Genomic DNA, 24053 nt, shown 5'->3' on the forward strand with positions numbered 1-24053 from the left:
CCAGACCGTTCCGGCCGAGTCTCAGCGCCCGGGCAGGGGCTGCGGTGTGCGACGGGCCACCTCGGCGTCGATCCACGCGCCGATCATCCGAGCCGTCATATCGATGGCGTCGCGACGCTGCCGCTCGTCGATCTCCACCGCGGAGGCGCGCAGGACCGCGGAGAATCCGGTGTTGATCACCACGAAGCTCATCACGTCGTATTCGTGGTCGTCACCGGGGCCGAGAACCTGGATCAACATCACTTTGATCAGCAGCCGCAGGCGTGGTTCGAACTCCGGGATCCCGCTGCTGTAGAACTGCACGCCGGCCACCAACGCCCGCACCAGCAGTGCGTTGGCCACCAGTTCGTCGGCGATCGAGCCGAGCAGCCGGGCGGCCAGCTCGTGCATCGAGGCGCCCGGCAGGTCGAAAATGCTTTCGGTGGCGCGTTTCTCGATCGTTTCGAGCAGCCGGGCGAGCAATTCCTCCACGATCACCGTGCGATCGGAGAAGTAGCGATAGACGGTGCCGATGCTCAGTCCCGCCTCGGCGGCGATCCGGTTGGTCGAGGTGTTCACGATTCCGCGCTCCCCGAACAGCCGCGCCGCGGTGTCGAGGATGTGCTCGCGGGTGGCCTTCGCGCGCTCCTGCGTCGGCCGGCGACGCTGCCCGGCGGCCTTCGACGCCATCGCACCCTCCTGCCTGGCCCTCGCCCGAGGGCCGGTCGCTCATCCTAGCCCGGGCGCCACTCGGAGGGCCTGCTCCGGGACCATCGACGCCCCAGCATCGCAGGTGCGCGCAGCCGGCCCCGGGGCATCCCACGCCGCGGCGAGCGACAGGCGGCTCAGCGCCGGAGCGCGGCTCCCGCCGTACAGCTGCGATCGCCGCCGGGGCGGGCGACCTCGGTCACCAGAGTTCCGAGCAGATCGCGGGCGACCACCGCGTGCTCGTGTAGATCCGGCGACCCGTGCTCGGCGAGTTCGACGATGGTATTCAGTTCACCGAAGATCACCACGAGCCGGCGCAGCGCGGCACGCTGCTGGGCCACCGAGAGGCCGTTGATACTCACATCCGACTGATCGGGTCGGCGCGGCTCGATGTTTCGTCAGCCGGACAATCGATCCCGCAAGGCGTCGACGGGACCGAGACTCAGCATGCCGGTGCCCGCTCCGAGCACCTCGCCCCGCACCGGCGCCAGAGCCCGCAGCACCTGGTCGGCGCTGCGGCGGTCCGCGAGACGATCGGCGGCGATTCCCAGCAGCCCCCAGCGCAATTCGGCGAGATGATCCGGTGGTGGAGCCGGAGCGGTACGCAGCAGATCGCGCGCGTGTCCTCGATCATCGGTCACCAGTGCGCCCACATACGGGGTGTTCGGACCGAAATCGGCCGTCGCGAATGCGGTGAGGTCGCCCCCGGACCGCAGGGCCAGGCACAAGCGGGTCAGTGGTTCGAGACCACGGCTCACCCCGGGCATTCCGGAATCGGGCAGGGTGGTGATCGCTCGCTCGTAGGCCGCGGCGATCCGCTCGGGCGGACCTGCGGTCAGCACCGTCCGCAGCGCGCGATACCAGGTGGTGAAGACGCTCACCAGCGGTCGCTCGTAGCGTTGCGCCAGCCGATCGGCGAGATCGGCGTGTTCGTCGGCGGCCGGCACGTCGGACCGGGCGGCGGCGGCCTGCATCGCGACCAGATGCCCCAGGATCCGGTAGGTGGACAGGTCGTGGCGGCGCGAGATCTCGATCAGTTCGGACCCGATCGCCGCCCGGCCCGGCCAGCCACCGAGGGTGTGGAACGACTGCAGGAAGACCGCGTCCAGAGCGAGCACCAGGACGGCCGGATCGCCGAGTTCGCGCGCCAGCACCTCGGCGCGCCGGGCCGCGTCGAGGCCGAATTCCCCACGGCGGCCCCGTGATTCGATCGCGATCAGGGCGAGCAGGCGCGCCCGCAGCGCCGGTGCGGTGTCGGCGTCGAGGCGATCCAGGGTGGCGCGGGCGGCCGCCACCACCCGGGCCGAGCGCACCGGATCGTCCAGGCACGACCACACTCCGGGGACCTCCATGCGGGTCAGCGCCGTCGCGGTCAGTTCGGGATCGTCGAGAGCCGACAATTCCTCGATCGCGTGCCCGCGCCGGTCCTGGGCCGCGACCAGACCGGTGGCATCGGTGAGGGCGAGACCGCGCAGCAGGTCCGCGGCCGAGGTGATGCGGCTGCGCCGCCCCGCATCGGCGTAGGCGGCGACCGTCTCGTGCCACAACCGCTCTTCGGCGGAGCCGAATTCCTCAGGGGTGCCCAGGATTTCGCGTTCCAACGCGACCAGCTCGGCCGACGGGTCGAGTCCGTACTCCTCGATCAGGACCGCCCGGGCGCGACGCAGCAGCGCCAGTGCCGCTGCCCGCCGCCCGGCCCGAGCCAGCGCCCGCGCCTGCAGCAGCCAGGTTCGCTCCCGACCGGGATCCGCGCGCACCAGCGGTTCGAGCTCGGCGACGGCCCGCTCCGGCCGGCCGCGGCGGATCTCCGCGTCGGCGAGCATTTCGCCTGCGGACCAATACAATTCGGTCAGCCGCCCGATCTCCCCGACGGCCCACCCACGCTCGGCGTATGCGGCGTAGGCGGGACCGTTCCAGAGGGCGCGGGCGGAGTCCAGCAGTTCGATCCGCCGCTGCGGCGGTGCGCTCGCCGCCGCCCGGACCAGGTCGTCGAACTGCCAGGCGTCGACATGATCGCGCGGCAGACACAACCGGTATCCGCTGCCCACGGTGGCGATGACCCGGGACCGCGCCCGGGGCGGACGATCGGGCTCGAGGGCGCGGCGCAGGGCGGCGACGAAGGTGCGCACCGCGGCCACCGCACCGGGTGGCGTCTCCTCCCACAACTCGGATACCAGCGTGGCGACCGGGACCACGCGACCACCGGCGGCCACCAACCGGGCCAGCACCTCCGCGTGGCGGGGCCCGTGCAGCGCCAGCGGGGTCCCGTCCGGGGCGACGGCACGGACCGGGCCCAGCACGCCGACTCGCGGCAGATCGTCGGTGCCGACCTGCGCACTCATCGTTTACTCATTCCCGCACCCCAGCATGGACCCGGCACCGCACCAGCCTAGAGAAGGAGCCTCATCGCATGGCAGCACCCACGATCCCCGGTTTCGACTACACCCGGGTTCCCGTTGCCGACAGCGTGGATCTGAACGTCGCGCACGCCGGATCCGGATCGCCCGTCGTGCTGTTGCACGGATTTCCGCAAACGCACCTGATGTGGCGGCACGTCGCGCCCGCGCTCGCCCGCGACCACACGGTGCTGTGCCCGGACCTGCGTGGTTACGGTGCGAGCGCCCGGCCCCCGGCCACGACCCCGCACAGCTACGCCAAGCGAACGATGGGCGAGGATGTCGTCGCCCTGGCCGAACATTTCGGATTCGACCGATTCGCGCTGGTCGGCCACGACCGCGGCGCCCTGGTCACCATCCGGGCCGGACTCGACCACCCCGACCGGATCACCCATCTGGCCGCCCTGGATGTGCTGCCGACACCGGACATGTGGGAGGTGCTACACGGCCACACCGCGGCGGTCGCGTTCCACCTCTATCTGATGGCGCAGCCGCCCGGCCTGCCGGAACGGATGATCCGCGCCGCCGCAGACGAGTTCTTCGGCTACTTCCTCGACACCTGGTGCCGGCATCCGGGCGCGATTCCCGACGAGGTCCGCGCCGAATATCTGCGGGCGAGCGCGGCCGCGGTCGACTCGATCGTCGCCGACTACCGGGCCTCGGCGACGATCGATCTCGAACACGATCGCGCCGACCGAGCCGCGGGCCGGCGACTCACCATGCCCGTCACGGTGATCCAGCAGGATTGGGGCGCCGAACTCGGCTACGACGCGACCGCGATCTGGCAACGCTGGGCAGACGATCTGGATCACCGCACGCTCGCGCTCGGCCATTTCATGGCCGAGGAAGCGCCGGACGCGGTCGTCGACGTGCTCACCGAACTGCTGCGCCGCTGAGCGGTCCGGCGACCGTGTCCGGGTCCGGCGGGACCGGTGATCCCGGAGTGGGCGCCCGAACCGGTCGAGCTGTCTGCGCATCCGCAGGCCCGCCGCACCCGCCCCGGACATCTGACGTAATGTGCCGTCACATGAGTGAGGATTTGCACGGTAAGGGTGCGCTGGTCAGCGGCGCGAGCCGCGGTATCGGATACGCGGTGGCGGCCGAGTTGCTGCGACGTGGGGCGAACGTCCTCATCACCGCTCGCAAGCCGGAACCGCTGGCGGCGGCCGCCGACCAGCTGCGGGCCCTGGGCGGTCCCGGGAAAGTCGTTGCGGTGGCCGGAAATTCGGGCGATGCGGACGCGCGCGCGGAGCAGGTGGACACGGCCGTCGCCGAATTCGGCTCGCTGGACATCCTGATCAACAACACCGGGATCAACCCGGTGTACGGTTCGCTGATGGACGCCGATCTGGACGCGGTGCGCAAGATCTTCGACGTCAATGTCGTTGCGGCACTGGGCTATATCCAGCAGGCCTACCGGGCCTGGATGGGCGAGCACGGCGGGGCGGTGGTGAACCTGGCCAGTGTCGCCGGCATCCGCTCGACCGGTGTGATCGCCGCCTACGGTGCCTCGAAGGCCGCCCTGATCCGGCTCACCGAGGAGCTGGCCTGGCAGCTGGGCCCGACGATCCGGGTGAACGCGGTCGCCCCGGGTGTGGTGAAGACCAAGTTCGCCGACGCACTGTACTCGGAGAACGAAGAGGCGGTGGCCCGCACCTATCCGCTGCGCCGGCTGGGCACCCCGGAGGATGTGGCGGCGCTCGTCGGTTTCCTGGTCTCGGATCAGGCGGCCTGGATCACCGGCGAAGTGGTGCGCGTGGACGGCGGCCTCCTGGCGACCGGCGGCATCTGACCGCACCTGCCGCCGGGCCGCCCGATCACCGGAAAGCCAACGCGCCCAGGATATCCCCGTGCCGGTACTTCAGGTACTTCTCGGCGGTCTTCTCGTCCACCGAGCTCGTGGCGGTGGCGAAGGTGACCACCAGGAACTCCTTCTGCGCGTCGTCCTTCCATTTGCCGACGGCGAAATTGTCGACGTAGGTGCCGTGTCGCAGTTTCAGGTCGGCATCGGTGTAGGCGCCCGGCGCCGCGGCCGCTTTGTCGGCGCTCGACATCCCGATGACGAATTGCGTCAGCATCAGTGATCCGCCCTCGGCCCGGTACACCATCTCCGCGGCGTACTCGCAGCCCAGCGCGGTCAGCTTGCCACCCACCTCGAAATCCGAGCAGCTGGGGTGGTCGCGGCCTTCGACCCAGTCGGCGTGCAACTTCACCTCGCCCAGTTCGAAGTTCCAGTCGTGGCCGTATTCCTGATAGCTGAGATGTCCGGCGGTGCCGGACCGGGTGCCGGGCGCGGCCGTGGTCGGGCTCGGCGCCGCGCTGGTCGTCGCGGGAACCAGGGCGGGGGTGCCGGTGGCGTCGGCACGGTTCTCGCCGTCGGAGTCGCGCGTGGCGACGACGACGATTCCGGCCCCGATCACGAGCAGCGCGATCACTCCGAAGACGATGCCGACGATCAGGCCACTGTTGTTCTTCGGCGGTGGTGGCGGCGGGTAGCCGCCGCCGTAGCCGGGCTGCGGCCAGGTCGGCTCGGCCGGCTGCTGGTCCCAGCCCGGTACTTCCCAGCCGCCGGGCTGCGCGTCCCAGCCGGCGCCGGGCTGATTCGGGTCACGACCCCACCCCGCGTCGTGGGGTTGCTGCGGACCGTAACCGTAGGGGCCGGATCCGGGGGGATACGTCATCTGCTGCCACCTTCCACGTCCCCGGGCAGCCCTCCGCAGTGGTCCCCCCGGGCATCGTGCGTCGACCCTACCGGACCAGCCCGCGCGCCCGCGCCGGCCCGCCGGTCTGCTGCAATAGCCGGATGAGCGCGGATCTGATCGTGTGCGGGCTCGGGCCCGCCGGCCGGGCGCTGGCGCACCGCGCGGCGATGCACGGACTGACGGTCACGGCGGTCGACCCCCACCCCGGACACCGCTGGACCGCGACCTACGGCGCCTGGGCCGACGAACTGCCGGACTGGCTGCCGGAGCGAGTGGTCGCGGCCCGGGATCCACGTCCCACCGCCTGGGGCACCCGCCGCCGCGTACTGTCGCGCGAGTACCTGGTCTTCGACACCGCCGCCCTCCAGGACGCCCTGACCAGCGGCGGGGTGCACGTGGTCGCCGACCGCGTCGTGGCGGTCGAACCCACCGGCCGGGTCCGCACGGGATCCGGGAAGGTGCTGCGGGCCGACCGCGTGGTCGATGCGCGTGGGCTCGCGCGCGGTCCGCGCCGCGCCGAACAGACGGCGTACGGGCTGGTCCTCCCCCGGCCGCACGAGGCCCCCACACTCTTCATGGACTGGCGGCGCGACAACGGCGCGAGCGCCGCGGAGCCGCCGTCGTTCCTGTACGCGATTCCGCTCGGCGGCGACCGCATGCTGTTCGAGGAGACCTGTCTGGCCGGTCTGCCGGCGCTCGGGATCGACCGGCTCCGCCGGCGCCTCGAGCATCGGTTACGGTGCCGCGGAATCGCGTTCGACGGCAGTGCGCCGGTCGAGCGGGTGCGGTTCCCGGTCGAGGGCGGTCGCCCTCGCGACAGCGCATTCGGCGCCGCGGGGGCGCTGGTCCATCCGGCGACCGGTTACGGCGTCGCGGCGGCACTCGCCGCCGCCGACCCCGTCGCTCGCGGGCACTCGCTGTGGCCGGTCTCGGCCCGGATGGTGCACACCCTCCGCCTGGCCGGCCTGCGCGCGCTGCTGGCATTGCCGCCGCACGAACTGCCGGCCTTCTTCGACGCCTTCTTCGCGCTGCCCGAACCGCTGCAACGCGCGTATCTGTCCGGTCGTACCGATGTGCGCGGCACCGCCGCGGCGATGGGCCTGCTGTTCCGGGAACTGCCGTGGCCGCTGCGTCGGATCCTGGTGGCGGCGTCGGCGGGCCTGACGCGCGCTCAGCGGTGATCGAAGACCAATGCGGTGGTGTTGTCGGTGGCGCCGGCGGCGATCGCGGCCTCGACCAGGACGTCGGCAGCGGTGGCGGCCGAATCCGCCTCGGCGAGAATGCGTTTCACCTCGGTCATGGCCAGTGTCTTGTGCACACCGTCGGTGCTGAGCAGCCAGCGTCCGCTGCCGATGCCGGTCATACCGTGGCCGACCGACTCCGGCCGGACGGTCCGGGCGGAGGTCGTCACCATGTGGTGCATACGCGGCGCGACGGTGATGCCGCGCGCGTTCATCAATTCGGCGACGGTGTGATCACTGGTGATCTGATGCAGGACCCGCCCGTTCCAGTGGTAGGCGCGGCAGTCGCCGACCCACGCGATATCACAGGGGCCGTCCAGACGATCGGGAGTCGGGCAGACCGCGACCACCACGACGCTGTCGGCCGAGGGTTCGGGGAATTCCCGCAGCAGTTGTTCCTGTGCGGCAAGGATTCCCGCGACGGCACTGCCGCCGACGGCGACCCGCGCCGCGACCTGGGCAACCGTCCGAGCCGCCCGGGCGGCGAGCAGATGGTCGCCGATACCGTCGGCCACGGCGAAGGCACTGCGCCCGATCGCGGAGTCGATATATCCCGACACCGCATCCGCATTGATCGAGCGACCGCCGCGCCGACTCACCGAATGCGCCGTGATCCCGGTGAGTCGCATCAACTCACGCCGGGTGATTGCCGTCGTCACCGCTGTATGCACGGCCGACCTCCTCGACTGCCCCTGCCGACTGCGGTTCCGTCCTCCTCGGCGGCGAACACCTGTCCTCGCCGCCGAACCTGCCCTGAACAGAACTGCCTGACCAAACTATGTCAGTCCGGGCCGTGCTCAACCTGTGAAAACGGGCACGAGTTCATTACGGGCGGCCGCCGCCACGGCCGGATCAAGCCACCGACCCCACGGTGGCGGCCCGAAATGTCCGGACCCGCGCGGGTGAATCGGACGGGCGACCGCCCGTGTAACCCGTCCGACGCCGCGGCTTCGCCACATCGTGACCGGCGGGAGCGGCGAAGCAGCGGCTTCGGCCCGGCACAGCCGACCGGTCCGGACGGCAGAGCGCTCAGGACGCGGTCACCGGTGTGGGTGTGCGGTCCAGCCAGGTCGCGAACGCGTCGAAGGTGAACGGTCGGCCGAGGAAGTCCGCCACCGACTCCGCGGCGTCGCGGACGCCGCCCGGGGCGAGGACGCGATCGCGATAGCGTTGCGCCACAGCGGGTTCGAACAGATCCGCCGGGTCGAAGGCGGAGAACAGGTCCTTCGCGATCACCAGACTCCACAGGTAGGTGTAGTACGCGGAGGTGTAGCCGGCGAGATGGCCGAACGACGCCTGGAAGTGCGTATTCGGCAGCCCGGCGACCCGGCTGTGCCGGGACACGGCAGCGGTGACCAGCGCGTCGTGGTCGGCGGGCCGGTCCTGATGCAGCAGATAGGACACCTCGGTGTAGCCGACCTGGGTGAGGATGGCGATCCCCTTGCCGAAATCTTTCGCCGCCCGCATCCGGTCCACCAGCTCCGAGGGAATGGCAGCGCCGGTCTCGTCGACGGCGAAGCTCGCGAGAACCGCTGCGTCCCACGCCCATTCCTCGAGCATCTGCGACGGCGCCTCGACGAAGTCCCATTCCGTGGCCACCCCGGAGAACCGCGCCCACCGCTGCCGCCCGCCGAGAACGTGATGGATCAGGTGCCCGAATTCGTGGAACAGCGTCACCACGTGCTGATGTTCCATCAGGCCACGGGAGAAGTTGCACACCAGCACGCCCTCGGGCAACAGACGCCCGGTCACCCCGCCGACCAGATCGAATTGCGCGGCGTGCTTGTATTTGCCCTCGCGCGGATGCAGATCCAGATAGATCCGCCCCCGTCGCTCACCGTCGGCGTACACGTCGTAGACGGTGACCTCCGGATGCCAGCGCGGGACGTCCACGGGCCGGTACTCGAGGCCGAACAGCCGGCCGGTGACCTCGAGCAGGCCGGCGCGCACCCGGGAGAAATCGAAATAGCGGCGTACCTCCCGCGCGTCGACGTCGTATTGCTCCCGCCGGACGAGTTCGGTGTAGTAGCCGACCTCGGAGCGATCGATGTGGGCGGCGGTGGGATCGTCCCGGCGCCCCCGGGCGAGCAGGGTATCGAGGTCGCGCCGGCCCGCCGCGTCCGCGGCCTCGGCGACCCGCTCGACGAACGCGGCGATGGCGGCGCCGCTGCCGATCATCTTGACCTCGGCGTCGTAATCGGGCCAGCTGTCGAAACCGAGCAGCCGGGCCTTCTCGTCCCGGAGGTCCAGGATCTCGTGCAGCACAGCGTCATTGGCGGGCCAGCCGCGGCTTTCGAACTCCGCCGTCAGGTCCCGCCGGGCCGCGGCGTCGCGGGCGTAGGTGCGGAACGGGAGATAGTCCGGGTAGTCGGTCGTGATCGTGACCAGTCCATCGGCGCCGGGCGGATGCGCGGTGACGAAGTCGGCCGGGAGACCGTCGAGCCGCTCGGGCGGGACCCGGACGGCTCGGACGTCTTCGCGGATGGTCCGGCCGAATTCCTGCTCCAGCACGGTGAGGCGCTCGGAGATCTCGCGGAGCCGATCCCGCGTCGCATCGTCGCGGTCCACACCGGCGCGGCGGAAGTCGCGCAGGACGTGCGCCCGCATCCGTGCCGACGCGTCGTCCGGAGTCGCCGGGTCGGTGGCGGCGACGAGGTCGTAGAGCTCGCGATCGAGATCGCGAGCGGTCCTGGCGCGTTCGACTTCCTGGAGCAATTCGTCGGCCAGCCGCCGCACCTCGGCATCCGGATGCACTTCGGCGAACAGGTGCGCGGCCGAACCGGCGTCGCGCAGTGCGATGTCGGCGTCGTTCCACCGCTCGAGCACCTCGACGGTGTCACCGGGTGTCGCGGCCTTCAGCTGCGCCACCGTCTCCGCGGCCGTCCGCAGCCCGCCGCGGACGTAGTCGTCGAGCCATTCGGGCCAATCGGCTTTCGGCAGGGCAAGCGGTTCAGTGGTCATGCTCAGACTCTAACCACGGGCACAGCCGTCATCGGCCGCCCGAGAACACCGCCACCACGAAGTCGGACCGATCGGTGAACGGCCGCAGGTCCCAGCTGGCCAGGCGGATATCGAGCCGCAGCCCGGCCTGCTCGGCGTCGGCGAAGAACTCTCCGAACTCGTAGCCACGGTCGGCGCCGAAGCCGATCACCACCCGGCCGGCCGGGGCGAGATGGCGGGCGAATCCGGCCAGCACCGTCGCCCGGGTGGAGGGGGCGAGGAAGGTCATCACATTGCCCGCACAGACGATGGCGTCGAAATCGGCGGCGATCCCCCGGGCCGGCAGATCCAATTCGGCGAGATCGCCGACCACCCAGGTCGGCCCTGGGTAGTCCTGTTCGGCAGCGGCGATCAACACCGGGTCGACGTCGACCCCGACCACGACGTGCCCGGCTCGATGCAGGTAACCACCGGTCCTCCCGGGTCCGCAGCCCGCATCCAGCACCCGGCTGCCGCGGGCGAGCATCGCATCGACCAGCCGCGCTTCCCCGAAGATGTCGGTACCCTCCGCCGCCAGCGTCCGGAAGCGTTCCACGTACCACGTCGAATGCGCCGGATCGGCCGCGGTGATCTCCTCCCACCGGCTGCGGGTACGTTCACTCATCCTCGACTCCTCCTCGATCACCCCTCGTCCCACCCTGCCACGACTGCATCGGGTGCGAAGCGGCAGCTCAGCGTCGGGGGTCGAGCGCGGGCCAGGATCCGAACTTTGCGTGCAAACCTCAGCGAGAAGGCCGGAAACTCCCCGGAACCGCCGCGGTCGGCACGAAAAGTTCACCCGGGCCGGGCGGGCGCGTGCCGGCGATCAGTACGCGAGGAAGAGGATTTCTTCGCGGGAGTAGTCGTGACCGGGGTGATTGTCGGCCAGGTGTTTCTGCGTCTTCTCGACGAGATCGTCCTCGTCGGTGCCGACGATGTACTCGCCGCAGGGGCAGCCCAGTCTGGTCTTCAACGTCGTTCTCCATCGGTCGGGCTGGACGTGTCGTTCGGTGTCACCTTAGGCACATTCCGTGTCCTCCGTCACCTCCGGTGACCGGCGCGCGCGGTCTCCGGGACGCCGGATTCCGCGCATACGGCGGCTCTGATCTCGGCGAATACCGCGGCTGTAACGTGTGACAATTCGTCGGCGGAGGAATCGTCGAGCCAGCGATCGAAGGCGAGTCCGAAGGCGATCGTCGCCACCTGCGCGCACAGCACGGCCGTCGAGGCGGAAACACCCGCCGCCCGCAATGCCCCGGCCAGTTCGTCGCCGAGCACCGCCATCTTCCGCAGCTCGCGCTCCTGCAGTCCCGGATTCGCGGCGATCACCGCCCGACGCTGCCGCTGCAGGTCCCGCTGATCGGGGATCCGGTCCGCCGCCGCCTGTACCGCCGCGATCGCGATTTCCATGGGCTCAGCGGAATCCGGCGCCGCCGCAACGGCTTCCATGATCGCGCGGCCCAGCAACTCCTGTCCGCCGAACAACACCTCCCGCTTGTCGGCGAAATGCCGGAAGAAGGTGCGCTCGGTGAGGCCGGCCCGCTCGGCGATCTCGGCAACCGTGGTCTCGTCGAACCCGCGCTCGGCGTACAGCTCGAGCGCCGCCTTTGCCAGCCGGCCGCGCGCGTTGGGTTCCCATCGACTCATGACCCGATCCTCCGTGATGACAGTTGCTGTCATTCAGGCTACCGGCCATCCGGACGCGCAGCCGTAGCGGTTCCGGTCCGGCGAATCCCACCCGGCAGGTCGATACGGCCGAAACCCCGGTCCGACCCTCGAATTCGGCAGATCGGTGTGCGTGCGCCAGGATGGACCGATGATCGTGCTGGTTCCCGCCGATGTGCTGCACCCCGCACGGGCCGACGCCCACTTCGCCGCGGAAGCCGAGGCCGCCCGGGCGGCGGGCATGGAGGTCGCCCTCGTCGACCACGACGCGCTGACCCGCCCCGAACCCACCGATGCCGCCGCAGCCGTGCGCCGGGTGCGCGCCGCGGGGCCGGCCGTCTATCGGGGATGGATGCTGCGCACCGACCGGTACGCCGCCTTCGACGACGCCCTGCGCGCGCGGGGCGTGACGCTGTGCACGACGGCGCCACAGTATCGTCGTGCGCACGAATTTCCCGGCTGGTACGACATATTCCGCCGGCACACACCCGAGTCGCGCTGGACCCACGGCGCGCGACGCGACGACTTCGACCGTGCTCGAGGCGATCTGGGGACCGGCCCCGCCGTCGTCCGCGACTACACCAAATCCGTGAAGCACCATTGGCGCGAGGCGATGTACATTCCCGACCTCGCCGCCGGGGAGACGGCCTGGACCGTCGCCCGGCGACTGCATGACCTGCGCGGGTCCGACTTCACCGGCGGCTTCGTGGTGCGCCGATTCGAAGAGCTGGCCGCCGACGAGGTGCGCACCTGGTGGGTCGACGGGACCTGCCGACTGGTCGGACCGCATCCGGACTCCCCCGATCGCATGCCGGACCCCGCCCCCGATCCGCGCGTGGTCGAACCGCTGGTCCGCACGCTCGGATGCCGGTTCGTCACGGTCGATTTCGCCTTGCGCGCCGACGGCGTGTGGCGGGTGCTGGAGATCGGGGACGGACAGGTCAGCGACCGGCCCGCCACCCTCCCGGCACCGCAGTTGCTCCGTGCTCTCGCCCAACTCGACGACCCGGGCAGCGGCCGCTCCACGTGATCCGGCGGCCGCGGCCGGACATCAGTCGCGGTAGCGCTGCGCGAGCGTCGCGTATTCGTCGAGGGTGCGCAGCGATTCCGATTCCGGCAGGGTCGGCAGCGCCAGCGTCACCCGCTGAACTCCCGCCTCGGCGTACGCGTCCAGCAGCGCCGGATCGGGCGCGGCCGGGGTGATCGCAACCGGGACATCGGTACCGGCGACGGGGGCCAATTGCGCCGGAACCTCGGCGGGATCGGCGACACCGTTGGGCACCCAGCCGATGCCGAGCCGGATGGCGCGTCGCGCCGCCGCCTCGCCACCACCGACGAAGATCGGCGGATGCGGGCGCTGTACCGGCTTCGGCCAGGCGAACATCGGATCGAAATCGACGAAGCGGCCGTGGTATTCGGCCAGATCCTGGGTCCAGATCGCCCGGATGGCCGCCAGTTGCTCGTCCAGCAGGGCGCCGCGGGTGCGCGGGTCGGTGCCGTGATCGGCCATCTCCTCACGGTTCCAGCCGACGCCCACCCCGAATACCACCCGTCCGCCGGAGAGGTGATCGAGGGTGGCCACTTCCTTGGCGGTGTGAATAGGATCGCGCTGGATCAGCAGGGTGACCCCGGTGCCGAGCACGAGCCGTTCGGTCACGGTGGCGACCGCCGCCAGCGCCACGAACGGATCGAAGGTGCGGTAGTACACCCGCGGGAGCTCACCGCCGCCCGGATATGCCGATTCCCGGCTCGCCGGGATGTGGGAATGCTCGGCGAGGAACAGCGACTCGAAACCGCGCTCTGCGAGCGCCGGTCCGAGCACGCGGGGGCTGATTCCTTCGTCGGTCAGGAAGGTGTTTACTCCGATCTGCATACGAGGCCGAACCTCGCGCGTGCGCCCGGCTATTCCCGCCGCGCCGGCCGGGCGCCACGCGCCGCGCCCGAATTGCCCCGCTACCCCAGGCGAATACGAAACAATCGTATCTATCCGAGGCGGCTCGCCGGTGAGCCGCTGCCGCCGAGAGGAGGCTGATATGCAGCCCGAGGCATCTCCCTACCCGGTCCGCGTCCGCGGCGATCTGGACCCCGCGCTGTCGCGCTGGCAGTGGATCGTCAAGTGGTTTCTGGCCATCCCGCACTACATCGTGTTGTTCTTCCTGCATATCGCCTATGCCGTGGTCACGGTCATCGCCTTCTTCGCGATTCTCATCACCGGCCGCTATCCCCGCGGGCTGTTCGATTTCAACGTCGGTGTGCTGCGCTGGTCCTGGCGAGTGCGCTTCTACGCGCTCTCCGCCCTCGGCACCGACCGATATCCGCCGTTCAGCCTGCAACCGGACGAGAACTATCCGGCCGACCTCGAGGTCGACTACCCCGACCGGCTGCACCGCGGGCTGGTTCTCGTGAAGTGGTGGCTGCTGGCGATCCCGCAGTACCTGGTCGTGTGGGCGTTCGTCGGTAGCTCACGCTATTGGGATACCGACGATCAGAGCATGGCGGTGGTGTGGATTCCGTTGCTGGGCATTCTGGTATTGATCGCCGCGATCGCCCTGCTGTTCACCGGCCGGTATCCGAACGGGCTGTTCGCCTTCGTCCTCGGGATGAATCGGTGGACGCTGCGCGTGCGCGCCTACGTCTCGCTGATGCGCGACGAATATCCGCCGTTCCGTCTCGATCAGGGACCACGGGAACCCGCAATCGACACGCGCCCACCGGAATCCGGCTACCCCGGCTGATCGGTGGTCCCGTCGCCCGCAGCGGCGCCGACGCCTACAATCCGGCCTCGTGCTGCGGCGCTGCGGGGCGCCGGGCGGACGGGCCGAGCGAGGGGAGCGCCACGTGCGGGGTGACGAGGCCATTTCGGAGGCCTATGCGGCCAATGCCGAGTTCTGGATCCGGATCGTGCGCGAGGACTTGGATCCGTATCGCGGCGGGCTCACCGATCCCGCGCTCTTCGACCTCATCGGCGACTGCTCGAACCTACGCATTCTCGACGCCGGCTGCGGCGAGGGCCATCTGGCTCGCGAATTGGCCGGGCGCGGAGCGGAATTCGTCTACGGCGTGGATACCTGCGCGGCATTCCTGACGGCGGCGGTGACACATCCGCGACACGATCGCGCCCGTGCGTTATTTCTTCGTGCCGATGTCGCCGCCGTACCCCTGCCGGACGACAGCGTCGATCTGGTGGTCGCCGACCGCCTACCGCACGGGCTGCGCGAACCCGGGCGGCGGTTCGCCGAATTCGCGCGGGTGCTGCGCACCTCGGGGCGGTTGATCGTCCTGACCATGCATCCCTGCTTCTACGTCGCCCGCGATCGGCGGCGCAGTGCCGATACCGGGTTCGCGCTCGACGACTATTTCGGCGGGCGCATCGTCGAGCAACGATTCGAGGTCGCCGGCCTGCGCTCCCCCGCGGCCTCCGTGCAATCGCTGCAGTCGCTCGAAGCCACCCTCGGAATGATCACCGCTGCCGGGTTCGCGGTCACCGCGCTGCGCGAACCACGCCCGACCGCCGAGCAACGGCACGAGAACCCTTGGTGGGACGAACATTTCACCCGCCCGCTGTTTCTGCTGCTGGAATGCAGAGCCCTATAGGCACCGTCGATAGTGCGGATCGAAAACGAGTATTGGACGCTATACATCCAGGTCGTGCACGCTGAAGTATCGACCGCGTCCCGCGGGAGCGAATCCGGCCGATATCAATCGGCACCCACGACGAGAGGATCCCGCCATGTACAAACTCGCCTCCGCCCTCGCGGCTCTCACCGCAACCGCGCTGCTCGCCGCCTGCGGCAGCCAGGCCGACACCAGCGCGGAACACACCGCAGCCGCCACCTCGCCGGCCGCTGCCGCGACCACCGGCACGCCGTCGGCGCTGCTGGCCGCGACGCCGTGGGAGACCACCGCGGCCCGTGACGCCCACGGCAGGCCGGTCGCGTTGACCGATCGCGCCGTCACCACCTATGTCGGGTTCGCCTACTTCGACGGCGACGGCACCTTCACCATGTACAACCTCGACGACACCCCGAAGATGCACGGCGACTGGTCCGTCTCCCCCGACGGCCGCACGCGCACGATCGTGGCGAAAAACGACAGGGGTCAGGAACAATTCCGGCGGGTCGTGGACATCGTCACCCTCGACCCCACCACCTTCACCTACCGCGTCCATCCGGACGCCGCCGACCCCTCCGTCTACTACGACATCGTCCACACGCCGACCACGCACTCCCAGCCGGGCCCACATGACGCCGTCACGCCTCGATGAGAGCGTCGACGGCGTCACGGAGTTACGCCGAATCTCCTCACACCGGCCGTGGCCGACGCCGAGTCGAGGCCGCGCCACCGCCCGGCCGTATCGGCCGGCCGGCTCACATCGCGTACCGCAGGATGGCCGCGGCCGATGCCTCGTCCGGGATATCCGTCGCACGGACCGCCAGCACCCGCCCGCCGGACAGCAGGGCGCGGCGCGCGACCTCGTCGAGGATTCCCGGGGTCTCGGTATCGGATTCAGGTCCGAATTCGATGGCTCCGGTCTCCGCGTCGACCGTACCGGGCACGGCGGTGTCGATGTCGACCAGCAGGGTCTGCACGGTGCCGAAGGTGGCCGCCCGGGCGATCTCGGCGAGGTCGGAGGTGGCTCTGCCTTCGCCGCGGCGTTTGTCGAACAGCTCGCGCAGATCGGCGAGCTGGGCCGCATAGTGACCGTCGAGGATGTGCCGCGCGCGGTCGGCCAATTCTTGATCCGACAGATGTTCGGGGTTGCCGGCGATCCCGTCGTCGAGCAGTTCGCCGTAGGTGGCGACCGACCGGTAGATCGCATCGATGGGTTCGGGAGCGGCCAGGATCAGTGGGGTGTCGCGGCCGGAAAGGATGTCACGCAGGGCCCGATCCACGCCGCGGGCATACTGACGCACCAGCACCTTCTTGCCTTCGCTGCCGGTGAGCCGCCGCTTGGGCGAGCGATCGCCCAGCGATGATTTGCGCGCGAAAGCCGCTGCGTTCTCGGGCATTTCGGGAACCCGCACGTCCTCGGCCGATCGATCGGGAGTCACCTCGACCAGCCGCGCCGAGCCTTCGGCGAGCGCCAGCACGAAGGCGGCCTGCGGGAAGGTGACGGCCCGCAACAGCGGTTTCAGCAGGAACCGGTCCGCGACGGTGACGGCGGCGCCGAGGCGGTTCGGAATGCGGAACGTCCACATCCGCTGCGGGGCCACGTGGACGACGAGCGTGTGCGACTGGAACCGCCAGAAATCGTCGTCGTCGGCGAGATCGTCGAGTTGTTCGGCGATCGCTGTGCGGCTGCCCGCCTCGGTGACGAGGTCGACCGCCGCCCGGACCTGATTGGTGAACGCGATGCGGTTGGCCTCGGGTTCGGGCGTGGCCGCCTCGGTGGGCAGGTAGATCGACACCGACCACGGGCCGGTCCATTCGGCGAGGGCTTCGATCTCGCGACGCGTCGGAATGTCGGTGTGCAGCACTTCGCTCCTCCTTCGTTGCCTCCGAACACGCCACCGGCAGTGGGCCGTGTATCGGACGAACGATTGCCGACTCGTAACCAATCCGACGGTACTGGACCTGTCCACGCACCGGGACTCGTCAGGGCATCGGATGCCGAAATGTTGCTGGAGCTGGTCTCCGTTCCCTTATCGAGCCGGTGTGGGCACCCCGGGTGGCGCGATCGAGGTCGTCGTCCCCGCGGCCGGCGCCGTGGCCTGCGGAGATGAAACCGGTGCCGAGCCGCCGGCTCCGTACAGACGCTCGATGATCTGCTTGGCGATTTCACTGGCGGCGGCATGCCCGTCGGCGGTGGGTTCGAGGTTCGCCCACACCACCACGGTCACCTTGTGCTCGGGGTCCGATCCGGCGAAGGTGTTGAATCCGGGCAGTTCGCCCGTATGACCGTACAGCGCAGCGAATTTCGCGATCGCCAGCCCGTACTGCGGCGCCGACGGGGGATTCGCCGGATCGGTCGGCTGCAGGCTTCCCATCCGCCGGGCCTGCATCTCGGCGTCGAGGACCTTGCCGCCGACGAGCGCCTCCGCCCAGGTCGCGAGATCCCCCACCGTCGAAATGCCCGCGCCCGCGGCCCAGCCCCACGACGGATTGTCCGCGGTGTGATCGCCCGGTAGCAGCCGCCCCGCCGCCGCTTCCGCCTGCATCGGCGGCGGCAGTGCCGGTGGTGATCCCATGGTCAGCACGTTGGTTCCGTACATGTAGCCCTGCGGATGCGGGTCGGGAATCGCCGCCGAGGTCCGGGGCGGGAACGACGAGCGGGCCAGTCCCAGCGGCCGGAACAGGCGGTTCTGGAAAATCTGGTCGAGTGGTTGGCCGTCCAGCTTCTCGGCGATCACACCGAGCAGCACGGTATTGGTGTTCGAATAGTGATAACCCTGTCCCGGCGGGAAGTACGACGGGTGCGAGAACGCCATGGCGAGGAGTTCGTCGGGCTGCCAGACTCGCCCCGGATCGGCGTCCATGGCCTCGGCCAGTTCGCGAGTTTCGCTGTAGTTGTACAGGCCGCTACGCATGTCCAGCAGCTGGGCGATCGTGATCGCCGCGCCACCGGGGACGTCCGCGCGGAACTTCGACACCGGATCGTCGAGCGCGAGTTTGCCCTCTTGGACCTGTTGCAGGATCACCGTTCCGGTCCAGGTCTTGGTCAGCGAACCGATGCGCACGTGATCGGCCGCGGTCACCGCCGGACCGCCACCGAAGGTCCGCGTCCCGTACGAGGTACCGACGTCGCCGGCGGGGGTGCGGACGAAGGCCACCACCCCCGGAACCGTCGCCGGCCGCGCCACGGACTCGACGATGCCGCGCAGCGTCGACTCGTCCACGGGATGCACGGCGGGCGCGGCCGAGGCCGACGGCGAGGCCGATGTCGTACTCGATGCGGCCGGCTTCGACGACGACCCGCACCCACACGCCCCGAACAGCACCGCGACCCCGATCACGGCGGCGGTGGCGAACCGGGGCCGGATACCTCCTGATACCGATGGCACTGCGCTACCTCCCTGATCGGGAACGGTGGAGCCGGAGAGAAGAACTCTACTGCGCCGGCAGCGGTCCCGGACGCGGTTGGCGAATGCTCAGCGACATCACCGCGGCGATGGCGCACAGTCCGCCCGCGATGAACCAGGCCAGCTGGTAATCGCCCTGCAGATCGCGAATGACGCCCGCTCCGGAGGCGGCGACCGCGGCGCCGATCTGATGGGCGGCGAACACCCAGCCGAAGGCGATCGGCCCATCGGCACCGAAATGCTCGCGGCACAGCGCGACCGTCGGCGGCACCGTGGCGATCCAGTCCAGTCCGTAGAAGATGACGAACACCCACATGCTCGGCTGCACGTCGGGTGCGAACAAGCTGGGCAGGATCAGCAGCGACAGTCCCCGCAGCGCGTAATACATCGTCAGCAGATACCGGGACCCGATGCGATCGGTGAGCCACCCCGATGCCACGGTGCCCGCGACATCGAAGATGCCGACGGTGGCCAGCAGCCCGGCGGCGGTGGTCGGCGGCATTCCGTGATCGTGGGCGGCGCTGACGAAATGCGTGCCCACCAGCCCGTTGGTCGAGGCGCCGCAGATCGCGAAACCTCCTGCCAGCAGCCAGAATACGGGCCGGCGCAGTACGCTGCCGAGTACCGTCACCGCCCGCATCGCCCCACCCACGGCCGCGGTACGCACACCGGCGTCACTACCGGGTTCGGCGCCGTAGGCGGTGCGCCCGATGTCGCTGGGAAAATCCCGAATGAACAGCAGCACCAGCGGGACCACCGCCAGCGCGGTCGCGGCGACGACCAGTGCGGGTACCCGCCAGCCGTGGTCGCGGGCCAGCATCGAGATCAGCGGCAGGAACACCAGCTGTCCGGTGGCCCCGGCGGCGGTGAGCGCGCCGGTCACCAGACCGCGATGCCGGACGAACCAGCGCCCGGTGATGGTGGCGACGAAGGGCATCGACATCGAACCCACACCGACGCCGACCAACAGCCCCCAGGTCGCCATCAACTCCCACGGCTGTGTCATGAAAACCGTCAGACCACTACCCGCGGCGACCAGAACGAGCGCGCAGGACACCACCAGACGGATACCGAAGCGGTCCATCAGGGCCGCGGCGAACGGCGAAATCAGGCCGTACAGCAGCATATTCACCGATACGGCCGCACCGATGGTGCCGTGCGACCAGCCGAATTCCTCGTGCAGCGGATCCAGCAGCACGCTGGGCACCGAGCGGAATGCGGCCGCGCCCAACAGCGCGACGAAGCCCACCGCGGCGACGATCCAGGCCGGGTGCGGTCCTCGACCGGAACGGGCGGCGGGCCGCTCGGGCGGCAGTGACGGATTGTGGTCGGCGATACGTATTTCGGTCACCGGCTGAGCGTGCCGGAATCGTGATGCTCGCGACGAGTGGCCTGAATGCCATAATGCGTAAAGATCAAGCCAATTCGACCGCCGAGCCGAGGAGACCGCCGATGCCCGTGCCCCATCTGGTGGCGGTGTTCGTCCTCGCGCCCACCGTGGGCTTCGATATGACGATTCCTCCGACGGTGCTGGGCGCGGCCACGGCGGACGACGGCACGCCGCTCTACGACGTGCGGATCTGCGGACTCGATCGGGCTCCGATCCCCGCTACCACCGGCTACAGCATCGTCCCGGCCGGCGATGCCGATGTGCTGGCCGAGGCGGATACGGTGATCGTGCCGGGTACGACGATGCCCGGGCCCCGCCGGGCGGGCACGCTGCCCGCCGAGGTGGCCGCCGCACTCGCCTCGATTCGCCCCGGCGCGCGCATCGTGTCGATCTGCACCGGCGCGTTCGTCCTCGGCGCGGCGGGGATGCTCGACGGCCGGCGGGCCACGACGCACTGGGCGTACGCAGCAGACTTTCGCGCACTGTATCCGAAGGTCCTCCTCGACGAGGATCTGTTGTTCGTCGAGGACGGAAACGTCTGCACCGCAGCAGGTCTCGCGGCAGGTGTGGATCTGTGCCTGCACCTGATCCGCTCCGACCACGGCAGCGCGGCGGCCAATCGAGCCGCCCGCTACTGTGTGGTGCCGCCGTGGCGGGAAGGCGGGCAGTCCCAGTTCATCGAACAGCAGGTTCCCGACCCGGGCGCGGACGGTACCGCGCCGACGCGGGAATGGGCGCTGGAACGACTGGGCGAGGATCTGGACCTCACCACGCTCGCGGCCCATGCTCGTATGAGCGTGCGCACCTTCACCCGGCGCTTCAAGGCGGAGACCGGGATGGCGCCCGGCGCCTGGATCCTGCATCAGCGACTGCGCCACGCCCGGCATCTGCTGGAGACCACCACCCTTCCGGTGGACGAGGTCGCGCGGGCAGCGGGGATGGGTTCCGCCGCCTCGCTGCGCCACCACCTGCGCACTCAGCTGGGAGTCGCGCCGATCGCGTATCGCAGAACGTTCCGGCAGCCCGGCACGCGGGACGTAACCGCGCGGTAGCGATGTCCGGCCCGCGCCGGTTCCGCCGGTCCGCCGACACCTCACGCCGACCCGTTGACAACCCCCGCCACCCGGGTGCTACCTTAGGCAAGGGTTACCTCTTTAGGCGAGGCTTACCTCCCTCTCGACCCCGAATTGTTGTCGTTCCGAGCGTTCCGAGGCCGACCGTGTACATCTGCATCTGCAATGCCGTCTCCGAAGCAGACGTGCACACCTGCGTCGCCGCCGGTGCCTGTTCGACCAAACAAGTCAAGCAGGCCTGTGGCTGGAAACCGGGCTGTGGCTCGTGTACTGCCCGTTTGGCCGAGGCGATAGGCCGGGCGCGCATGGAGGCCACGGCCGAGACGACTGCTGCCTGAGACCCGACACGCACCCCGCTCATTCCGCTGATCTGTGATCTGTGCCACGATCACAGATCATGGAAGGCGACAAGGACATCATCGCGCTGCTCAACGAGCAGTTGACGGCCGAACTCACGGCGATCAACCAGTACTTCCTGCACGCCAAGATGCAGGAGAACTGGGGCTACACCAAGCTGGCCAAGCACACCCGATACGAATCCATCGATGAGATGAAGCACGCCGAGGTGCTCACCGATCGGATCCTGTTCCTCGACGGCCTGCCGAACTATCAGAAGCTGAATCCGCTGCGGATCGGCCAGACCGTGCCGGAGCAGTTGCGGGCCGATCTGCAGATCGAGATGGAGGCCGTGACCCGGCTGCGCGGCGGCATCGAGCTGATGCGTTCGCGCGGTGATGTGACCTCCGCGCGGATCTTCGAATCGATCCTCGAGGACGAAGAAAGCCACGTGGACTATCTCGAAACCGAGATCGCACTGCTGGGAGCGCTCGGCGAGCAGCTGTATCTGCAGCGCTACACCGATACCCCCGAAGGCGACTGACGCCGGCTCACCGCCCGGCCGGGACGAATACCGCGGCCGGGCGGTGACGTATCGGGGTCGGCGGCACGGTCCCGTCGATCCGCCGTCAGTTCTGCTTCAGCTCCTGGGCGAGCATCACGAGGATGCCGCTGGGGCCGCGCAGGTAGGTGAGCTTGTAGACATCGGCATAGGTCGCGACGCCGCGCAGCGGATGGCATCCGTGCTTCGCCGCGATCTCGAGGGCCTTGTCGAGGTCGTCCACCGAAAAGGCAACGCGGTGCATGCCGATTTCGTTGGGGCGGGTCGGATTCGACTCGATCGCTTCGGGATGGATGTACTCGAACAGCTCGAGGCGACCGTGACCGTCCGGCGTCCGGAGCATCGCAATCTTGACGTGATTGCCGTCGAGACCGACAGCGGTGTCGGTCCACTCGCCACTGACCGTGTCGCGCCCGATCACGGTGAGACCGAGGTCGGTGAAAAAGGCAACCGCTGCTTCGAGATCACGGACGGCGATGCCGACGTTCTCGAGTTTGATGGACATGAGTGGGCATGATACCCAGCCGAATTCGCCGATTCCGGTGACGAACCGAATTCAGCCCTCGACCACCTGCGTGCCGCCGGCGAATCTGTCGTGCCAGCCCTGCTTCGTGGGGCTGGAACTCACCGTGGCGGCAATCGCTATCGCGGCGATGAACCACAGCAGCCCGCCGACATAGGGAATCAGATTGAGCAGCATGTACCCATTCCGCAGTGCGGAATCCTTGATGTTCGGCTTGTCCGCCCCGTTCGAGCCCCTGACATGCAGCCCCAGAATCTTCTTGCCCGGAGTGGCCCCGGTCGATATCTCGAAACCGACGAAGTACAGGAAACCGAAACCGGCGCCGGGCAGGATGGATACCCAGTCCGGCGTGTGCGCCGATTTGTTCAGCAACCAGAACAGGATCGCGCCGATGATGCCCGCGATGATCCAGTCGATGAACCGGGCCACGGCGCGCTTGCCGAGCCCGCCCGGGGCCACCCCCGCCGCCGCGCCGAATTGAGGTTGATATCCGCTGGTGCTCATCACGCTCCTCCTCGGAAGGACGACCACGCACATCGCCCGTCTATCGGGATCTGGCCTCCCAACCATCGCACACCCGGACCGACCCGCCGACGCAACTCGGCATTTCGGGCGTGTACCGGCCGGACGGACGAGGATCCGGCACACGGCTTTCGACGGAGGTACCGACGGCCCTTCGCGAATCGCACCGGGTGAGCAGCGGGGGTCGCGATTCAGATGCCGAAATCGCGCAGGGCTTTCAGGACTCGGTCCGCCAGTTCCGGGCGGCAGATGAGCAGGTCCGGGAGGTAGGGGTCGGGCTGGTTGTAGCGCAGCGGGGAGCCGTCGAGACGGGAGGTGTGCAGGCCCGCGGCGGCGGCGACCGCTACCGGGGCGCAAGAGTCCCATTCGTACTGTCCGCCCGAGTGGGCGTAGATGTCGGCCTCGCCGCGTACGACGGCCATGGCCTTGGCGCCGGCCGAGCCCATCGGGACCACCTCGGCGTCCAGGGCGGCGACCAGATGGTGCACACAGGCCGGCGGGCGGCTGCGGGAGACGGCGATGCGCAGCGGCCCGCCGCCGGGCGGCGGCAGCACCGGTGGCCTACCGGTGCCGAGAACCAGGCCGGGCACCGGCAGCGCGACCGCGCCCACCTCCGCTCGCCCGTCCACGGCCAGCGCCACGTGCACGGCCCAGTCCGCGCGCGGCGGCTGTCCGTATTCACGGGTGCCGTCGAGCGGATCGACGATCCAGACTCGGCTGCGGGACAAGCGAATCGGGTCGTCGGTACTTTCCTCCGACAGGACCGCGTCATCGGGCCGCAGCTCCGCCAGCCGCTTCAGCAGCAGTTCGTCGGAGCGCCTGTCCCCCACCGCGCCACCCTGGTCACGGATCTTGAGCAGGAGCTCGCCGGCCTCTCGGGCGAGCTCGGCGGCCACCGCGTGGTCGTCCATAGTCGATTCTCACTCTCCCGCCGGACCGGCGAACCAACGCCGGCCGA

26 protein-coding genes are annotated in these 24053 nt (G+C 69.5%); 10 read left to right on the plus strand and 16 right to left on the minus strand.

All coding sequences use genetic code 11. From position 1 onward, the window contains the following. Positions 1–21: 21 nt before the first annotated feature. From ON37_RS14095 to ON37_RS14105, 3 genes are all read right to left on the minus strand, one after another. Complete coding sequence (locus ON37_RS14095; RefSeq protein ID WP_040719796.1) at positions 22–669, minus strand: TetR/AcrR family transcriptional regulator; 648 nt, start codon at positions 667–669, stop codon at positions 22–24. A 155-nt stretch (positions 670–824) separates the two neighbouring features. Then, entirely contained in the window at positions 825–1049 is a 225-nt protein-coding gene (locus ON37_RS14100; protein WP_040719798.1) for a hypothetical protein, read from the minus strand. Positions 1050–1085: 36 nt separating this feature from the next. After that, positions 1086–3029, minus strand: coding sequence for an AfsR/SARP family transcriptional regulator (locus tag ON37_RS14105; RefSeq protein WP_051031575.1), 1944 nt, complete (start codon positions 3027–3029; stop codon positions 1086–1088). Between the two features lie 68 nt (positions 3030–3097). On the opposite strand from ON37_RS14105, the gene ON37_RS14110 reads away from it, so the two are divergent. Next, entirely contained in the window at positions 3098–3979 is an 882-nt protein-coding gene (locus tag ON37_RS14110; protein WP_040719800.1) for an alpha/beta fold hydrolase, read from the plus strand. A 131-nt stretch (positions 3980–4110) separates the two neighbouring features. Next, the gene (locus tag ON37_RS14115) at positions 4111–4875 is read left to right on the plus strand and encodes an SDR family oxidoreductase (RefSeq protein ID WP_040719802.1); all 765 of its coding nucleotides are present in this window, start codon (positions 4111–4113) and stop codon (positions 4873–4875) included. 25 nt (positions 4876–4900) lie between these two features. Here ON37_RS14115 and ON37_RS30975 read toward each other — a convergent pair whose 3' ends face one another. Beyond that, positions 4901–5764: a hypothetical protein gene (locus ON37_RS30975; protein WP_051031576.1), complete on the minus strand. Its 864-nt coding sequence runs from the start codon at positions 5762–5764 to the stop codon at positions 4901–4903. 122 nt (positions 5765–5886) lie between these two features. Between ON37_RS30975 and ON37_RS14125 the strand changes: the two genes are divergently transcribed. Further along, positions 5887–6966, plus strand: coding sequence for a lycopene cyclase family protein (locus ON37_RS14125; protein ID WP_040719804.1), 1080 nt, complete (start codon positions 5887–5889; stop codon positions 6964–6966). Here ON37_RS14125 and ON37_RS14130 read toward each other — a convergent pair. The 5 genes from ON37_RS14130 to ON37_RS14145 form a co-directional block, all read right to left on the minus strand. Beyond that, a complete protein-coding gene (locus ON37_RS14130; RefSeq protein ID WP_051031577.1) occupies positions 6957–7697 on the minus strand; it encodes a PP2C family protein-serine/threonine phosphatase in 741 nt (246 codons plus the stop codon). The two genes, ON37_RS14125 and ON37_RS14130, sit on opposite strands and share 10 nt — an antisense overlap. A gap of 358 nt (positions 7698–8055) precedes the next feature. Continuing rightward, a complete protein-coding gene (locus ON37_RS14135) occupies positions 8056–9987 on the minus strand; it encodes a M3 family metallopeptidase (protein ID WP_040719805.1) in 1932 nt (643 codons plus the stop codon). A 28-nt stretch (positions 9988–10015) separates the two neighbouring features. Then, the gene (locus tag ON37_RS14140) at positions 10016–10630 is read right to left on the minus strand and encodes a class I SAM-dependent methyltransferase (RefSeq protein ID WP_040719808.1); all 615 of its coding nucleotides are present in this window, start codon (positions 10628–10630) and stop codon (positions 10016–10018) included. Between the two features lie 201 nt (positions 10631–10831). Continuing rightward, on the minus strand, positions 10832–10978 hold the full coding sequence (locus ON37_RS31765; RefSeq protein WP_083892982.1) for a DUF1059 domain-containing protein: 147 nt from the start codon (positions 10976–10978) through the stop codon (positions 10832–10834). 68 nt (positions 10979–11046) lie between these two features. Then, positions 11047–11652 (minus strand): TetR family transcriptional regulator, encoded by a 606-nt coding sequence (locus tag ON37_RS14145; RefSeq protein ID WP_051031578.1) that lies wholly within the window; start codon positions 11650–11652, stop codon positions 11047–11049. 169 nt (positions 11653–11821) lie between these two features. Here ON37_RS14145 and ON37_RS14150 point away from each other — a divergent pair, with 169 nt between their 5' ends. Then, entirely contained in the window at positions 11822–12700 is an 879-nt protein-coding gene (locus ON37_RS14150) for an ATP-grasp domain-containing protein (protein WP_051031579.1), read from the plus strand. 21 nt (positions 12701–12721) lie between these two features. Here the strand turns inward: ON37_RS14150 and ON37_RS14155 are convergent, their stop codons facing one another. Beyond that, complete coding sequence (locus tag ON37_RS14155; protein WP_040719809.1) at positions 12722–13543, minus strand: LLM class F420-dependent oxidoreductase; 822 nt, start codon at positions 13541–13543, stop codon at positions 12722–12724. Positions 13544–13703: 160 nt separating this feature from the next. Here ON37_RS14155 and ON37_RS14160 point away from each other — a divergent pair, with 160 nt between their 5' ends. The 3 genes from ON37_RS14160 (at position 13704) to ON37_RS14170 (ending at position 15934) form a co-directional block, all read left to right on the plus strand. Continuing rightward, on the plus strand, positions 13704–14405 hold the full coding sequence (locus tag ON37_RS14160) for a DUF4389 domain-containing protein (RefSeq protein WP_051031580.1): 702 nt from the start codon (positions 13704–13706) through the stop codon (positions 14403–14405). A 103-nt stretch (positions 14406–14508) separates the two neighbouring features. After that, positions 14509–15264: a class I SAM-dependent methyltransferase gene (locus ON37_RS14165; RefSeq protein ID WP_040719811.1), complete on the plus strand. Its 756-nt coding sequence runs from the start codon at positions 14509–14511 to the stop codon at positions 15262–15264. Positions 15265–15400: 136 nt separating this feature from the next. After that, a complete protein-coding gene (locus tag ON37_RS14170) occupies positions 15401–15934 on the plus strand; it encodes a DUF4822 domain-containing protein (protein WP_040719814.1) in 534 nt (177 codons plus the stop codon). 103 nt (positions 15935–16037) lie between these two features. Here the strand turns inward: ON37_RS14170 and ON37_RS14175 are convergent, their stop codons facing one another. From ON37_RS14175 to ON37_RS14185, 3 genes are all read right to left on the minus strand, one after another. Then, positions 16038–17147 carry a baeRF11 domain-containing protein gene (locus ON37_RS14175; RefSeq protein ID WP_040719816.1) on the minus strand — a complete coding sequence of 370 codons (1110 nt, stop codon included), beginning with the start codon at positions 17145–17147 and terminating at the stop codon, positions 16038–16040. 165 nt (positions 17148–17312) lie between these two features. Further along, a complete protein-coding gene (locus tag ON37_RS14180) occupies positions 17313–18671 on the minus strand; it encodes a serine hydrolase domain-containing protein (RefSeq protein ID WP_245553195.1) in 1359 nt (452 codons plus the stop codon). A gap of 46 nt (positions 18672–18717) precedes the next feature. Then, positions 18718–20040, minus strand: a complete 1323-nt coding sequence (locus ON37_RS14185) for an MFS transporter (RefSeq protein WP_373282023.1) — start codon at positions 20038–20040, stop codon at positions 18718–18720. 101 nt (positions 20041–20141) lie between these two features. On the opposite strand from ON37_RS14185, the gene ON37_RS14190 reads away from it, so the two are divergent. From ON37_RS14190 to bfr, 3 genes are read left to right on the plus strand one after another with little or no spacing between them, the layout of a single operon-like run. Continuing rightward, positions 20142–21131, plus strand: a complete 990-nt coding sequence (locus ON37_RS14190; protein ID WP_040719818.1) for a GlxA family transcriptional regulator — start codon at positions 20142–20144, stop codon at positions 21129–21131. A 2-nt stretch (positions 21132–21133) separates the two neighbouring features. Beyond that, complete coding sequence (locus ON37_RS34875; RefSeq protein WP_210741168.1) at positions 21134–21490, plus strand: (2Fe-2S)-binding protein; 357 nt, start codon at positions 21134–21136, stop codon at positions 21488–21490. A gap of 59 nt (positions 21491–21549) precedes the next feature. Then, entirely contained in the window at positions 21550–22032 is a 483-nt protein-coding gene (gene bfr, locus ON37_RS14195) for a bacterioferritin (RefSeq protein ID WP_040719819.1), read from the plus strand. An 85-nt stretch (positions 22033–22117) separates the two neighbouring features. On the opposite strand, the gene ON37_RS14200 is transcribed toward bfr, so the two are convergent. From ON37_RS14200 to ON37_RS14210, 3 genes are all read right to left on the minus strand, one after another. After that, positions 22118–22555 (minus strand): VOC family protein, encoded by a 438-nt coding sequence (locus ON37_RS14200; protein ID WP_040719821.1) that lies wholly within the window; start codon positions 22553–22555, stop codon positions 22118–22120. Between the two features lie 51 nt (positions 22556–22606). Next, entirely contained in the window at positions 22607–23077 is a 471-nt protein-coding gene (locus tag ON37_RS14205; protein ID WP_040719822.1) for an RDD family protein, read from the minus strand. Between the two features lie 209 nt (positions 23078–23286). Further along, the gene (locus ON37_RS14210) at positions 23287–24006 is read right to left on the minus strand and encodes a 3'(2'),5'-bisphosphate nucleotidase CysQ (protein WP_040719824.1); all 720 of its coding nucleotides are present in this window, start codon (positions 24004–24006) and stop codon (positions 23287–23289) included. Between the last annotated feature and the right edge of the window lie 47 nt (positions 24007–24053).

The organism is Nocardia veterana NBRC 100344, from assembly GCF_000308855.1.
Classification (GTDB): domain Bacteria; phylum Actinomycetota; class Actinomycetes; order Mycobacteriales; family Mycobacteriaceae; genus Nocardia; species Nocardia veterana.

Bases quoted from the DNA above. Each gene is read 5' to 3' on its own strand.
- ON37_RS14190 (WP_040719818.1), top strand. From the start codon at position 20,142: ATGCCCGTGCCCCATCTGGTGGCGGTGTTCGTCCTCGCGCCCACCGTG.
- ON37_RS14105 (WP_051031575.1), bottom strand. From the start codon at position 3,029: ATGAGTGCGCAGGTCGGCACCGACGATCTGCCGCGAGTCGGCGTGCTG.
- ON37_RS14140 (WP_040719808.1), bottom strand. From the start codon at position 10,630: ATGAGTGAACGTACCCGCAGCCGGTGGGAGGAGATCACCGCGGCCGAT.
- ON37_RS14155 (WP_040719809.1), bottom strand. From the start codon at position 13,543: ATGCAGATCGGAGTAAACACCTTCCTGACCGACGAAGGAATCAGCCCC.
- ON37_RS14160 (WP_051031580.1), top strand. From the start codon at position 13,704: ATGCAGCCCGAGGCATCTCCCTACCCGGTCCGCGTCCGCGGCGATCTG.
- ON37_RS14145 (WP_051031578.1), bottom strand. From the start codon at position 11,652: ATGAGTCGATGGGAACCCAACGCGCGCGGCCGGCTGGCAAAGGCGGCG.
- bfr (WP_040719819.1), top strand. From the start codon at position 21,550: ATGGAAGGCGACAAGGACATCATCGCGCTGCTCAACGAGCAGTTGACG.
- ON37_RS14135 (WP_040719805.1), bottom strand. From the start codon at position 9,987: ATGACCACTGAACCGCTTGCCCTGCCGAAAGCCGATTGGCCCGAATGG.
- ON37_RS34875 (WP_210741168.1), top strand. From the start codon at position 21,134: ATGTCCGGCCCGCGCCGGTTCCGCCGGTCCGCCGACACCTCACGCCGA.
- ON37_RS14170 (WP_040719814.1), top strand. From the start codon at position 15,401: ATGTACAAACTCGCCTCCGCCCTCGCGGCTCTCACCGCAACCGCGCTG.
- ON37_RS14110 (WP_040719800.1), top strand. From the start codon at position 3,098: ATGGCAGCACCCACGATCCCCGGTTTCGACTACACCCGGGTTCCCGTT.
- ON37_RS14205 (WP_040719822.1), bottom strand. From the start codon at position 23,077: ATGAGCACCAGCGGATATCAACCTCAATTCGGCGCGGCGGCGGGGGTG.
- ON37_RS14210 (WP_040719824.1), bottom strand. From the start codon at position 24,006: ATGGACGACCACGCGGTGGCCGCCGAGCTCGCCCGAGAGGCCGGCGAG.
- ON37_RS14115 (WP_040719802.1), top strand. From the start codon at position 4,111: ATGAGTGAGGATTTGCACGGTAAGGGTGCGCTGGTCAGCGGCGCGAGC.
- ON37_RS14200 (WP_040719821.1), bottom strand. From the start codon at position 22,555: ATGTCCATCAAACTCGAGAACGTCGGCATCGCCGTCCGTGATCTCGAA.
- ON37_RS14095 (WP_040719796.1), bottom strand. From the start codon at position 669: ATGGCGTCGAAGGCCGCCGGGCAGCGTCGCCGGCCGACGCAGGAGCGC.
- ON37_RS14125 (WP_040719804.1), top strand. From the start codon at position 5,887: ATGAGCGCGGATCTGATCGTGTGCGGGCTCGGGCCCGCCGGCCGGGCG.
- ON37_RS30975 (WP_051031576.1), bottom strand. From the start codon at position 5,764: ATGACGTATCCCCCCGGATCCGGCCCCTACGGTTACGGTCCGCAGCAA.
- ON37_RS14150 (WP_051031579.1), top strand. From the start codon at position 11,822: ATGATCGTGCTGGTTCCCGCCGATGTGCTGCACCCCGCACGGGCCGAC.